This is a genomic window from Acidobacteriota bacterium (genome assembly GCA_003696075.1).
GTDB lineage: Bacteria > Acidobacteriota > Polarisedimenticolia > J045 > J045 > J045.
In genome coordinates this window covers 1-12,288 of record RFHH01000138.1, presented here as the reverse complement: position 1 = coordinate 12,288, position 12,288 = coordinate 1, and the positions used below count along the sequence as shown (strand labels likewise).

9 protein-coding genes and 1 pseudogene are annotated in these 12,288 nt (G+C 72.3%); 3 read left to right on the top strand and 7 right to left on the bottom strand.

Annotation, left to right across the window (positions count from 1 at the left end; all coding sequences use genetic code 11):
* Window positions 1–8: 8 nt before the first annotated feature.
* The 4 genes from D6718_09435 to D6718_09420 are packed head-to-tail and all read right to left on the bottom strand — an operon-like array spanning window position 9 to window position 3,323.
* A complete protein-coding gene (locus D6718_09435; GenBank protein ID RMG44713.1) occupies window positions 9–839 on the bottom strand; it encodes an SDR family NAD(P)-dependent oxidoreductase in 831 nt (276 codons plus the stop codon).
* A complete protein-coding gene (locus D6718_09430) occupies window positions 836–1,771 on the bottom strand; it encodes a metal ABC transporter permease (GenBank protein RMG44712.1) in 936 nt (311 codons plus the stop codon). The genes D6718_09435 and D6718_09430 overlap by 4 nt, the downstream gene beginning before the upstream one ends.
* A complete protein-coding gene (locus tag D6718_09425; protein RMG44711.1) occupies window positions 1,696–2,472 on the bottom strand; it encodes an ATP-binding cassette domain-containing protein in 777 nt (258 codons plus the stop codon). Before D6718_09425 ends, D6718_09430 begins: the two co-directional genes overlap by 76 nt.
* Complete coding sequence (locus tag D6718_09420) at window positions 2,469–3,323, bottom strand: hypothetical protein (protein RMG44710.1); 855 nt, start codon at window positions 3,321–3,323, stop codon at window positions 2,469–2,471. The genes D6718_09425 and D6718_09420 overlap by 4 nt, the downstream gene beginning before the upstream one ends.
* 253 nt (window positions 3,324–3,576) lie before the next feature.
* On the opposite strand from D6718_09420, the pseudogene D6718_09415 reads away from it, so the two are divergent.
* A pseudogene (locus tag D6718_09415) lies at window positions 3,577–4,875 on the top strand (lysine 2,3-aminomutase).
* 102 nt (window positions 4,876–4,977) lie between these two features.
* Here D6718_09415 and D6718_09410 read toward each other — a convergent pair.
* Window positions 4,978–5,331, bottom strand: a complete 354-nt coding sequence (locus tag D6718_09410; protein RMG44709.1) for a lactoylglutathione lyase — start codon at window positions 5,329–5,331, stop codon at window positions 4,978–4,980.
* A gap of 40 nt (window positions 5,332–5,371) precedes the next feature.
* Window positions 5,372–7,915, bottom strand: a complete 2,544-nt coding sequence (locus D6718_09405; protein ID RMG44708.1) for a hypothetical protein — start codon at window positions 7,913–7,915, stop codon at window positions 5,372–5,374.
* A gap of 120 nt (window positions 7,916–8,035) precedes the next feature.
* On the opposite strand from D6718_09405, the gene D6718_09400 reads away from it, so the two are divergent.
* Window positions 8,036–9,205 carry a hypothetical protein gene (locus D6718_09400; protein ID RMG44707.1) on the top strand — a complete coding sequence of 390 codons (1,170 nt, stop codon included), beginning with the start codon at window positions 8,036–8,038 and terminating at the stop codon, window positions 9,203–9,205.
* Between the two features lie 39 nt (window positions 9,206–9,244).
* On the opposite strand, the gene D6718_09395 is transcribed toward D6718_09400, so the two are convergent.
* Complete coding sequence (locus D6718_09395) at window positions 9,245–10,786, bottom strand: hydroxymethylglutaryl-CoA reductase (GenBank protein RMG44706.1); 1,542 nt, start codon at window positions 10,784–10,786, stop codon at window positions 9,245–9,247.
* Between the two features lie 137 nt (window positions 10,787–10,923).
* Between D6718_09395 and D6718_09390 the strand changes: the two genes are divergently transcribed.
* Complete coding sequence (locus D6718_09390; protein RMG44705.1) at window positions 10,924–12,087, top strand: TraB/GumN family protein; 1,164 nt, start codon at window positions 10,924–10,926, stop codon at window positions 12,085–12,087.
* Window positions 12,088–12,288: the final 201 nt, after the last annotated feature.

Here is a 12,288-nt window from a genome sequence, read left to right as displayed (position 1 = left end):
GGCCCCGCTCAGCCGCCGGTCGGGTCTCCGGTCCCGTGCCCCTTCCAGCCCGTCATGCTCGCGCTGGCTCCCAGCGCCGACGAGAGCGCGTCCCACACGCGGGTCGGCAACAAGCCGAACAGCGCGGGCGTGATCTTGACCAGCCACGGCTCGAGGACCCACGGCCGGTCGTGGAGCACGGCTTCGACGACGCGGCGCGCCACCTCCTCCGGCTCGAGCATGCGGGTCAACGCCGGCGGGCGCACTCCCTCGAACATGCCCGTGCCGATGTAGCTCGGGCAGACGATCGTCACGCGCACGTGGTCCCGGCGCGTCTCGCGCAGTTCGGCCCGGAGCGACTCCGCGAACCCCACCGCGGCCCACTTCGATGCGGCGTAGGTCGTTCCGTAGGGCAGGCCGAGAAACCCGGAAGCGCTGGCGATCTGGACGATGTGAGCTTCCGGCCGTTCGAGCAGCATCGGCAGGAAGGCGTGGGTCACGATCACCACGCCCTCGATGTTGACCCGGAAGGTGGCCAGGTGGCGCTCGAGCGGCACCTCGAGGAAGGGGCCGCCGTGGACGATGCCCGCGTTGTTGACGAGGAGGTCGATCGGTCCCACCTCGCGCGCGATCCGTTGCGACAGGTCGCGCACCGCCTCCGCGTCGGTGACGTCGGCGGGGTAACCGTGGGCGGGAGCCCCGGCGGCGGCGACCATCTCGACCGCGTCGCCGAGCGCGTCCGCGTCGCGGTCCACGAGGATCACCTCGGCGTGGCGGCCGGCGAGCTGGATGCCGATCTCCAGGCCGAGGCCCCTCGCCCCACCGGTGATCAGCGCCCGCTTCGCGGCAATTTCTCTCATCGGCGGCCTCCGGCGGGGAACGCCGCGCGATCGCGGCGCCGCGCGGTGAGCGCTCGCACCGCGGCGCTGGCGGCGAAGGCGCCGATCCCCGCGAGGATGATGGTCGGCCCGGCCGGCACGTCCGCGCCGGTGGCGGCGCCCGCCGCGTAGGCGAGCAGGAGCCCCGCCTCGCAGAGGGCCACTCCGAGGCCGGCGGCCACGATCATCGTCCCCTTCAGCGTCGCGGTCCAGTGGCGGGCGATCGCCGCGGGTACCGTCACCAGAGCGATGACGAGGATGACCCCGACGATGCGGATCAGGAGGACGACGGTCAGAGCGGCCGCCGCCAGCACGCCGAGGTGGAGTGCGGAGGCCGGGACGCCCGCCACCCGGGCGAAGTCCTCGTCGAAGCTGACCGCCTGCAGCTCGTCGTAGAACAGGATCGCTCCGGCCACCACGGCGGCGTCGAGAAGCGCCGCCGCGCTCAGGAAACCGGGCGGCACGAGCAGGATGCTCCCGAAGAGGTAGCTCATCAGGTCGGGTGCGTAACCCGGGGCCAGCGCGACGAACAGCATGCCGAGCGCCATACCCCCCGCCCACGCGACGGCGATCAGGGTCTCGATCCCCGTTCCGAGCCGGAGCTGGACGGCACCCACCGCCAGCGCGCACCCCACGGCGAACAGCGCGGCGCCGAGAAGAGGGTCGAAGCCGAGCAGGTACCCCAAGCCGACCCCGCCGAACGCGGCGTGGGCCAGCCCTCCCGAGATCGACGCCATGCGGCGCGCGACCACCAGCGAGCCGACCACGCCGCCCGCGATCCCGGCCAGGAGGCCGGCGGCGAGGGCCCGCTGGAAGAGGGGAAGCTGGAGCAGCTCGATCACGTCCGGGGCTCCGGACCGTGGCGGGGGACGACCCGGTGCGCGTGCCGGTGGACGAGCGCGTCCACCGGGCATCCGTAGGTCCGCTCGATCATCTCGCGCGTGATCTCCCCGGCGGGATGGTAGTGCAGGCGCCGGTTCAGGCAGGCGACCGTCTCGAGGTGGGAGGAGATCAACCCCACGTCGTGCGAGACGAGCACGAGCGTGGTTCGCGGCCGGAGCGTTTCCAGCAGCTCGTAGAGACTTCGACCCCCCTCGGGGTCGAGGCTGGAGGCCGGCTCGTCGAGCAGCAGCAGCGGGGCCTCCGCGGCGAGGGCGCGGGCGAGGAGCACGCGCTGGAGCTGCCCGCCGGAGAGCCCGGCGACGGGACGCGCGGCCTGATCGCCCAGGCCGACCGCCTCGAGACAAGCCTCCGCCCGCGTCCGGTCTTCGGCCGAGAACCGGGAGAAGGACCGGCGCCGCCGGCACAGCCGCCCCATCAGGACGACGTCGATCACCCGGATCGGGAAGGCGGGGTCGAACGCGGCGAACTGCGGGACGTACGAGACAAGGCCGCGCGCGCGGCCGGGGGGGCGCCCGAAGATCTCCACGCGGCCCCGGTCCGGGCGGAGCAGCCCCAGGATGACCTTCAGCAGCACGGTCTTTCCGCCCCCGTTCGGGCCGAGGATTCCGAGAAACTCTCCCGGCCGGATCGCGAGATCGACGGCCTCGAGCACGGTCTGGCCGCCGAACGAGAGCCACACCCCCTCGAGGCGCACCGCCGGCGGGGCGCTCATCGCCGTGTTCCCTCCCGGATCGCGGCCGCGAACCGGCTCCACGCGGAAGGCCAGTCGGACGCCAACGGATCGACCACGACCGCTCTCACCCCCGCGGCCCGGGCCAGCTCGCGGGCGGCCGCCAGGGGAAGCTGCGGTTGGGCGAGCAGCAAGTCCGCGCGGTGCCGCCGGGCGCGCCTCAGCGCCCGGGCGAGACCGAACGGTCCGGGCGTCCTCTCGCCGGAGCCCACGGGGATCTCGCGGAGGCCCAGGCGGTCGGCCAGCCGCGACCAGACCGGGTGGAGCACCAGGAAGGAACGGCCCGGGGCGCGGGCCGCGGCCGCGCGCAGCTCCGCCTCGGCCGCGTCGATGATCCGGCGAACCCGCGCCAGGCGCTCGCCGAGGGCGGGCCGCGCCTCGGGAACGAGGCGTCCCAGCTCCCCGGCGAGCCGCTCCGCCAGCAGACGCATCGCGCGGGGGTCGACCCAGACGTGGGGATCGGGGAAGCGGTCCGCGGGGGGAGTGACGAGAAGGAAGCGGGGGGAGACCTCGCGCAGCCGCCGGAGGAGCCGCTGCTCGAACGCGGCGGCCGCGTGCCCGGTACCGACGGCCACGCGGGTCCGCGAGAGGGCCGCCCAGCGGGCCGGTGCCGGGGCGAACGTCTCGGGACGCGCGCCCGGGGGCACGAGCGGGACGACCTCCACCGCCGGTCCGGCCAGCGTCCTGGCGAGCCAGGCGAGCGGCGGCACGGTCGCCGCGACGACGGGCCGGGCCGGCTGCGGGGCGCGGCAGCCGGGCAGGAGCGCCGCGAGCAGGAGAGCCGGGCCGATCCGTCGGGCGCGGCCCCGCCCCTCGAAGGATCCACGGTGCATTCGGCCCTCCCGGGCGGACGAGGCTAGCAGGAGTGGCGGGCGGCGGCGAGCGCCCGGAGGGCCGGTCCGTTGACACGCCCGGAAGTTTCTGGTACCTTTTCAGCAACAAGCTCAAGTTGTTGACCCGCCTAGGTTTCCCGTCTCCCCCAGCGAGGCGGGCCCTGCCGGCGCGAATCCCGCGCCGCCGGACTCGGGCGCCCCAGGCCGATCCCCCCGTTCACCGGGCGCCCCACAACCTGGAAGGAGGACCCTCGTGTCGCCCACGGCCCGACCGGCGCTGCCGCCTCGATACAAGGCGTACACCCGCAAGGACCTCGCCCGCCTCCCGCAGTTGCAGGCTCTCGGAGAGGGAATGGTGCGGGCGATGCAGGCCGTCTCCGCCGTCCTGCCGTTCCGGACCAACGCCTACGTCGTGGAGGAGCTGATCGACTGGCGCCGCGTGCCGGAGGATCCGATCTTCCAGCTCACGTTTCCCCAGCCCGGCATGCTGGCGCCCGAGGACTTCCGCCGCATGCTCCGGCTCGTCGAGAAGGGGGCGGACGACCGAACGATCCGAGCGGAGGCGCGCCGGATCCAGATGCGGCTCAACCCCCATCCCGCCGGGCAGATGAGCCTGAACGTTCCCGTCTGGCACGGGGAGCGGCTCTCGGGCCTCCAGCACAAGTACCGGGAGACGGTGCTCTTCTTCCCGAGTCAGGGACAGACCTGTCACGCCTACTGCAGCTACTGCTTCCGGTGGGCCCAGTTCGTGGGTCTGGAGGGGCTGAAGTTCGCCGAGAGGGAGGCGCAGAAGCTCGCGGGCTACGTGCGCGACCACCGCGAGGTTTCCAGCGTCCTGTTCACCGGAGGCGATCCCCTGGTGATGCGGGCCGACGCGCTGTCGCGCTACGTCGAGCCGCTGCTGGACATCGAGCACGTTCGCAGCATCCGGATCGGCACGAAGGCGCCCGCCTACTGGCCGTACCGCTTCCTCACCGACCCGGACGCCGACGATCTCCTCCGGCTGTTCGAGCGCGTCGTCGCCTCGGGCCGGCACCTCGCCGTGATGGCCCACTACTCGCACCCGCGCGAGCTGAGGACCCGGGCGGCGCAGCGCGCGGTCCGGCGGATCCGTGCCACGGGGGCCGTCGTCCGCACCCAGGCGCCGCTGGTCCGCCACGTCAACGACGACCCGCGGGTCTGGGCCGAGCTGTGGCGGACTCAGGTGCGGCTCGGCGCCGTCCCGTATTACATGTTCGTCGAGCGCGACACCGGCCCGAAGAACTACTTCGAGGTCCCGCTGGCGCGGGCGGTCGAGATCTTCCGCGAGGCCTACCGGTGCCAGTCGGGGCTCGGCAGAACGGTGCGCGGGCCCTCGATGTCCGCCAAGCCGGGGAAGGTGCTCGTGCACGGGGTCACCGAGATCGGCGGCCAGAAGCTGTTCGTGCTCAGCTTCATCCAGGCGCGCGATCCGGAATGGGTGGGCCGGCCCTTTTTCGCCCGGTTCGATCCGCGCGCCACCTGGCTGGACGATCTGGTGCCTCCGCCGGGCGAGAGAGAGTTCTTCTTCGAGCCGGGGTTGCGGGCGATGGAACGGTCCGCGTTCCGGCCCCGGCTGGCTCGTCGGCGCCGGGACGACGCCGCGCTCGACGACGCGCGCCTCGCGTGAGGGCCGTCAGCGGGGGCGGTTTTCGAGGATCTCGATCTCGTACCCGTCGGGATCCTTGACGAAGATGTACCGGGTGGGAATCTCGGGACGGGAGCGCCGGTACGGCCATCCGCGCTCCTCCACCGCCCGGATGACCGCATCGAGGTCGTCGGTGAAGAAGGCGAGGTGGCCGAACTGGTCGCCCAGCACGTAGTCGCGGCCGTCGCGGTTCCAGGTCAGCTCGATGTGATAGGCCCCGACCTCGTCGGTGAGGAAGACCAGCACGGCCTCATCCCCGATCGGCCGCTCGCGAACCTTCCGCAAGCCGAGGAAGCCGACGTAGAAGGCGAGCGAGCGTTCCAGGTCTCTGACCCGGATCATCGTGTGGGCAAGCCTCACGGTGTTTTCCTCCCGCGCGGCGTCACGGACAGGGGGCCGACGAAGCCCCCCGGGGTGTCCCGTCGCTCCCGCGCCCGTACGGTCCCTCCCCGGCGCCGTTCCGCGCGACGACGAGCAGGCCGTGGTCGGCCGGCAGATCCGGCAGGACCGCCGAGGTCCCCGCTCCGAGGTTCGCCTCGCAGGCGGGATCGTAGAACCCCCGGAGGTCCGTCCGGTAGAGCACGTAGTCGACGACCGGCCCGCCGCCCGGCGGTTCCGACCACTCGAGCCGGTAGCCGCCCGGGTCCGGCGTCACGGTGAACGGGCGGCCCGGCCCGGCCGGGTCGGACGCTTCGCCGGGGAGCGCCGGCGGCGTGTTGCATGTGTAGGACGTCGACTCGACGACGACGTCGTCGATATACCAGCCCTCGTCGGAAACCGACTCGTCGGTGGCGAACCGCCACCGGAACCGCACGTCCGATCCGGCGAGGGTCGCCAGGTCCACCTCGACCTCCGTCCATCCGCCGTAATCCCCGGACCAGGCCTCGCGGCCGGCGAGGGGCGACCCGTAGGAGGTGCTGATCGTCGCCGTGTAGCCTCCCGAGACGATCAGCGGACCGGCATCCTGCCACGGGCCACCGTCGGCGCTGTACTCGAGGACGCCGCCGTCGTATCCGCTCTCGGAGTTCATCCGGTGCTGGAACCTGAGAACCGATCGTTCCGGGAGGGAGGTCAGCAGCGGCATGACGAGCACGCTGTCGCTCACGCTTCCGATGTCGGAGACGAACCACGAGTGGCTGGGACTGGAACTGTCCGCGGTGGTCTGGACCCAGTCGTTGGAGCCCGTCAGGCTCTGCGTCGTCCAGCCGTTCGGCCCCTGCTCCATGTCGTCGCGGAACTCCTCGTTGGTGGACGCCGTGCCCACCGGCACCTCGAAGTCCGACGTCCACGAGCCGGGATCCTCGAGTGCGGTCATGTCGAGGGTGAAGGCGATCGGGTCCCCACAGGGATGGGTCGGCGCGAGTTCGACCGTGAAATGCGGGGGAAGCGAGCGGCGAACCGTGCCCTCGGGGATGTCGGGCCAGTCGGCGGCGGGATCGGTCACCGTGGCGTCCGGCGTGGAGGTCGAGAGCGTCCCCTGGACGTGCGTGGCGCCGAGCGTTCCGGTGTTTCGCGAGTCGACCTCGAGAACGAACGTCTCCCCCGGGTCGGCCACACCGTTTCCGTTGCCCGCGGAGTCGTCCACGACATGCCCGTCGTACACGAGGCGCGGCCGCGGAACCCGGCAGAAGGACGCGTCGATCCCGTCCTGCGTCACCGCTCCGGTCCCCGCGGGGTCCAGCCAGTCGGACAGCCGCGTGGACGGCGTGCCCCCGCCGGTCCAGGAGACCGAGAGCTTGCCGAACTCGTCGTAAGTGTGGCTGGTGCACGAGGCGGTGCCGCCGTGGAGCTGGCCCACGATCCTGTGGTCCGGATCGAACAGGGGCGAGCCCGAGGAGCCGGGCTCGGTGGTGCCGTCTTCCCACTCCGTGACGCGCCAGTGGTCGGGACCCCAGGCCCGTCCGTCGACGAGGGGGTCCAGGTTCCGCGAAATCGACTTCTCGTCGTTGTTGGGATGGTGGATGCACCAGGAGGCGCTGGCCGGGGTCGAGGAGCGGCTCCAGCCGTTGTAGTAGACGTTGTAGGACTCGGGAGGGTCGACATCGAGTTCGAGCAGCGTGAAATCGCTCGGCGCATAGGTCGCCACCAGCGTGGAGCCGGTCACCGTCTGATCCGTCCGGCCGGAGCCCGAGCCGCACTGCGGGCGCTCAAAGTTGAACTGGAACGTGGTGCTCGCCGCCTCGCCGGCGGTGGACAGGCAGTGGTGAGCGGTGAGCACGAGATTCCGGCAGTCCGCCGCCGTCGTGGCGATGAGGGAGCCGCTGCAATACCCGCTCCCTCCGGACAGCAGGTTCACCACGCCCCGCTTGTCGTCCTGCCAGTCGGCGCCGAGCGGGCAGTTGATGTCGATGTTGCACGAGCCGGCCTCGGGTTCCGTGTCCCCCGGGCCCGGCCCGCCGATGCCGCCCCAGGGACGGTAGCCGTGGGACACGGTGCCGAGGTGGAGGTTCGCCCGCTTTCCCGCGAGCTCCGCCGGCCAGAGCAGCTCGATGACGGCGGTATCGCCGGGCAGCGGCGGGAGCCACAGCTGGCCGTGCGGCCGGATGTCGCGGTGGGTGTACGGGCCGAGCACATGGGTGCGGGAGGGATCCATGACACGCAGCTCGGCCCCGGGAAGGGGCCGGAAGGTGCCGAAGCCCAGGACGAGCCACAGCGCTCCGGGGGAGCGCACGCTCACCGTCCAGAGCTTTCCGCCACCCTGCAGATCTCGCCAGGCTGCCGCGCGGTCCGGAGAGATGTCCGTCTTCCGCGGCAGCCCGACCCGGAACGGCCGCACCCCCCGCGGAGTCCGGGCGTCCTCCTCCATCGCGGCCGCCACGTCGGGGGCCGGCAGCTCGACGACCGGCACCTCGGCGGCGGCGGTGCCGACAACAAAGAGGACCGCTCCCACCGCCATGATGGCCCGCCGCAGGTCCGCGCCTCTCATCGCCACCCTCCGCCGCGGGCCCCTGCCCGCCACCGGAATGAAACCGCGGTCGGCCGATGGCGGCAACCCCACCGCCGGCCGCCGTTGACGCGGCGGCGCCGGCACACGAGACTGCGCGCCATGCGCGCCGCGCTGATCGCCGTCGGAACCGAGCTCACGCGGGGCGAGCTTCCCGACGCCAATGCCTCGTGGCTCGCCTCGCGCATGACCGACATCGGGGCGGAGGTGATCGGCATCGCGATCGTCGGCGACGATCCGCGGCGCATCGGCGACGCCCTCGAACGCGCCGCCGGCGAGGCCGACGTCGTCGTGGTGACCGGAGGGCTGGGTCCGACCAGCGACGACCTCACGGCGGCGGCCGTGGCCCAGCGGCTGGGGGTCCCGCTGGAACGCCGCGAGGAAGCGGTGCAGGCCATCCGCTCCCGGTTCGCCGCGCTGGGGCGCCGCATGCCGCAGTGCAACCTCAAGCAGGCCGACATTCCGAGGGGAGCCGCCCTCATTCCGAACCCCGCCGGAACCGCGCCCGGCTTCTCGGTCCGGCTGGCCGGCGCGCGCTGCTTCTTCCTCCCGGGGGTCCCCGGCGAAATGCGCGCGATGTTCGAGGCCAGCGTCGCACCGGAGATCGCCCGGTCGGTGGCGAATCCCGGCCATCAGATCGTCCTCCGTTGTTTCGGCGTCACCGAGTCCCGCCTGGCGGAGTCGATCGCCGCGCTCGAACCGGTTCCCCCGGGCATCGAGCTCGGCTACCGGGTGCGCTTCCCCGAGATCGAGCTGAAGGTCCTGGCGCGCGGGGGTGCGGCCGCCGCCGCGCGGGCCCGCGCGGTGGCGGACCGGATCCGGTCCCACCTCGGGCCGATCGTCTACTCCGAGGGACGGATCCGCCTTCCCGAGCTGGTCGTGTCCCGCCTCGCCCGCCGGGGGGCCGCCCTGGCCCTGCTCCAGGACGTCGCCTCGGGTGCCGCCCTGCCGGCCCTGGTCGCGTCGGCCGCGGAGGGGGATCGGGTGCTCCGCCGGGCCGACGTCCGCCCCGAAGTGGCCGCCGACCGGAGAACGGCGCTGGAACTGCGGCGGCGGGCCGGAACGGACGCGGCCCTGGTGCTCGGGCTGGCGGCCCCCGGCGCCGGTTCCACCGTGGCGAGCTGGGCCGCTGCCGGCCCGGGCGGGCTCGCACGGGAGGGGCGGAGGTCCGTTCCCGGCCCGCGCGACCGGGTGAGCCCGGCCGCCGCGTGGCTCGCGCTGCGCGCGATGCTCGACCTCGTCGGAGAGGGGGAGGCGCCGGATCGCAACTGACGCCCGGCGGGCCCGCCGCGCGAGGGCCCGTATCCCCGGCTACCGGTTCCGGCCGTACTTTTCGTGGCTCGAAACCCAGTCGAGCGAGGAGATCGCGCAGGCCAGCGAGATCTCCCCCGCCAGGCAGACGCCCGCCACGATCTCGGCGAGCTTCCGGACCTTGCCCCGGCCGTAGCAGCCCATGATCTCCAGGCACTCCCGCTGGGTCGGCAGTCCCGTGCCGCCCCCGTAGGTGGCGACGATCAGGGAGGGGAGGGTGAGGGAGATGTAGAAGTCCTTCGAGTCGGTCAGCTCGGCGTAGAGGATCCCCGCCGACGATTCGGCGACGTTGGCCACGTCCTGGCCGGTGGCGATGAACAGCGCGGTGGTGGCGTTGGGCGAGTGGAGCCCGTTGTTGTTCGCGCCCGAGAGAACGGTTCCCACCGAGGCGACGCCGTAGTGGTAGTGGAGCTGCTCCGGTTCGACCCGCATGTGCTCGATCAGCACCTCTCGCGGGATCACCGCCTCCGCCGTGACCCGCTTGCCCCGCGTCCGCATCACGTTCACCTGCGAGGTCTTCTTGTCGGTTGCCAGATTCGATTCGAGGTAGAACCGGCGGACGGTCTTCACCCGGTCGAGGATCCAGCTGCAGGCGGCGAAGGTCGCCCGGCCGACCATGTTCTGCCCTGCGGCGTCGCCGGTGAGGAAGTTGAACCTGAGAAAGGCGAATTTGCTGGCGAGAAAGATGTCGATGTACTTGAGCCGGGCCACGCTGGACGTCGCCTCCGCCGCCTCGCGGATGCCGTCGAAGTTCTCCTCCACCCACGCCTTGAAGGCGAGCGCTTCCCGCGCCGAGTCGAAGACGAACACCGGGGCGCGCTGCATCGCATCGTCCTGAACGGTGGTCTTCACGCCGCCGCTCAGGTTCAGGACCTTGATGCCGCGGTTGTACGAAGCGACCAGCGTGCCCTCCGTGGTCGCCAGGGGAACGAGGAACTCGCCCTTCGCGTGCTCGCCGTTGATCCTGATCGGTCCCGCGAAGCCGATGGGGACCTGGGCGACGCCGGTGAAGTGCTCGCAGTTCCCCTTGGTCACCGCCGGGTCGAAGGAGAAGTGGGTGATGTGCCGCAGCGGGACCCCGCTGAAGGACTCGACGAACCGCTGGCGTTCGGCCACGATCTCGGGGGTGTAGTCGTTCTCCCGGTTCGACGGAATCTTGACCCGGCGCGGCGGCTCTTTCGAGACCGCGTCCTCGACGGCGAGCCGGAGCCGCCCGAACGGTTTCGTGTCGAAGGTGATCGCCAGCTCATGCTTGCCGGGATCCAAGGGCGGCGACGGGACCCGCAGGGTCACCGCCTGGCGAAGGGGGAAGGGCACCGGGCGGTCCGCGCTCAGCTCGGAGCCGCGGAGCGACCGGCCGCCCGGCAGCTCGAGGACCACCTCCCCGGGCTCGAAGCGACGCCCGTCGATCCTCACCTCGACCAGCCCGGTAAGGGAGGCGTCGCTGAGCCGGTTCTTCAGCGAAAAAGAGACCGTTTCCCGCTCGGAGGCGAGCGAGCCGAAGGTGTAGAGCTGGCGCAGGATCAACGACGGGATCTTCATGTCGGCTCCGTGCGGCGGGCCGGACCGGCCGGCCGGCGGCGCGCCCTCGCCGGGGACCGGGCCCAGCCGCGGTTCGACAGGCGCTGCTCGCAAGTGTATTACGGGCGGCCGGCGGCGTGCCGCCCGCGAGGTTCCGGATGGGAGCAGGCCACATCACCGAGCTGTCGGACGGGGAGAGGCGGTTTTTCCTCGTCGGCACCGCTCACGTCTCGCGGCGGAGCGTCGAGGAGGTGCGGGAGGCGATCGATCGCCTGCGCCCCGACGCCGTGTGCGTCGAGCTCGACGAGAACCGCTACCGGGCGCTGGTGGACGGGGAGCGCTGGCGGCGCCTGGACATCTTCCAGGTCATCAAAGAGCGAAAAGTTCCCTTCCTGCTCGTGTCCCTCGCCCTCGCCGCCTACCAGCAACGGCTCGGGAATCGCTTCGGCGTGCGTCCGGGAGCGGAGATGATCGCGGCGATCGATAAGGCGAAGGAGCACGGAGCCCGCCTCGTCCTCGCCGACCGCGACATCCAGATCACCCTGCGCCGCGCCTGGCGGCGGCTGGGTCCGTGGAGGCGGCTCCGGCTCGGCTTCGCGCTTCTGGCCGGAGCCTTCGCCGACGAGGAGCTGACCGAGCAGGAGCTCGAGCGCATCAAGGAAAGCGACGTGCTCGCGGAGTTGATGCGCGAGTTCACCGAGCTCGTGCCCGAGGTGAAGGGCCCGCTGATCGACGAGCGGGACGCCTATCTGGTCTCCCGCATCCGCGAGGCGCCCGGGCGGACGGTCGTCGCGGTCGTGGGCGCCGCCCACGTTCCCGGAATGGTGGCGCGCTTTGCGGACCCGATCGACCGGGCCGCGCTGGAGAGCGTCCCTCCTCCCGGCCCGTGGGGGAAGATCCTCAAGTGGCTGCTCCCGGCGCTGATCCTCGCCGCCTTCGCGGTGGGCTACCGGCGGCATGCGGGCGAGGGCTTGCGCGAAATGCTCTTCGCCTGGCTGATCCCGAACTCGGTTCTCGCGGCCCTGTTCAGCCTTCTCGCGGGGGCGCGCCTGCTGTCGGTGGTCACCGCGTTCGTCGCCTCGCCCATCACCTCGCTCAACCCGACGATCGCCGCCGGGATGGTGGTCGGCCTGGTGGAGGCTTGGCTGCGGCGGCCCACGGTCGAGGACTGCGAGCGCCTGCGGGAGGACGCCCAGACCCTCCGCGGGCTGTACCGGAACCGGTTCACGCGCGTTCTCCTGGTCTCGCTGATGGCGAGCCTCGGTTCGGCCCTCGGGGCGTGGATCGGCGGGACCTGGGTGGTCACCCTGCTCTCCCGCTGAGAGCGGAGCCGCCCCCGCGCCGGCCTCGCTCTCCGGAGGTGCTTCCCCGACGGTGCGCTGTCGCGCCGGCGGGGCGCAGGGGCGGCCCGTTCCATGCCACCTCCCGCATCCGGGACGCGCGCGCCGATCGGCCCTTCTCCCGCACGGCGGATCCCGCCATCCTTCTCGCGTGCCCCGAAGGCGAAATCACCGCCGCTAGCG

Excerpts from the sequence above, each read along its gene's own strand:
- D6718_09420 (RMG44710.1), bottom strand. The coding sequence starts at position 3,323 with ATGCACCGTGGATCCTTCGAGGGGCGGGGCCGCGCCCGACGGATCGGC.
- D6718_09400 (RMG44707.1), top strand. The coding sequence starts at position 8,036 with ATGCGCGCCGCGCTGATCGCCGTCGGAACCGAGCTCACGCGGGGCGAG.
- D6718_09390 (RMG44705.1), top strand. The coding sequence starts at position 10,924 with ATGGGAGCAGGCCACATCACCGAGCTGTCGGACGGGGAGAGGCGGTTT.
- D6718_09395 (RMG44706.1), bottom strand. The coding sequence starts at position 10,786 with ATGAAGATCCCGTCGTTGATCCTGCGCCAGCTCTACACCTTCGGCTCG.
- D6718_09435 (RMG44713.1), bottom strand. The coding sequence starts at position 839 with ATGAGAGAAATTGCCGCGAAGCGGGCGCTGATCACCGGTGGGGCGAGG.
- D6718_09405 (RMG44708.1), bottom strand. The coding sequence starts at position 7,915 with ATGAGAGGCGCGGACCTGCGGCGGGCCATCATGGCGGTGGGAGCGGTC.
- D6718_09430 (RMG44712.1), bottom strand. The coding sequence starts at position 1,771 with ATGCCCGGTGGACGCGCTCGTCCACCGGCACGCGCACCGGGTCGTCCC.
- D6718_09410 (RMG44709.1), bottom strand. The coding sequence starts at position 5,331 with ATGATCCGGGTCAGAGACCTGGAACGCTCGCTCGCCTTCTACGTCGGC.
- D6718_09425 (RMG44711.1), bottom strand. The coding sequence starts at position 2,472 with ATGAGCGCCCCGCCGGCGGTGCGCCTCGAGGGGGTGTGGCTCTCGTTC.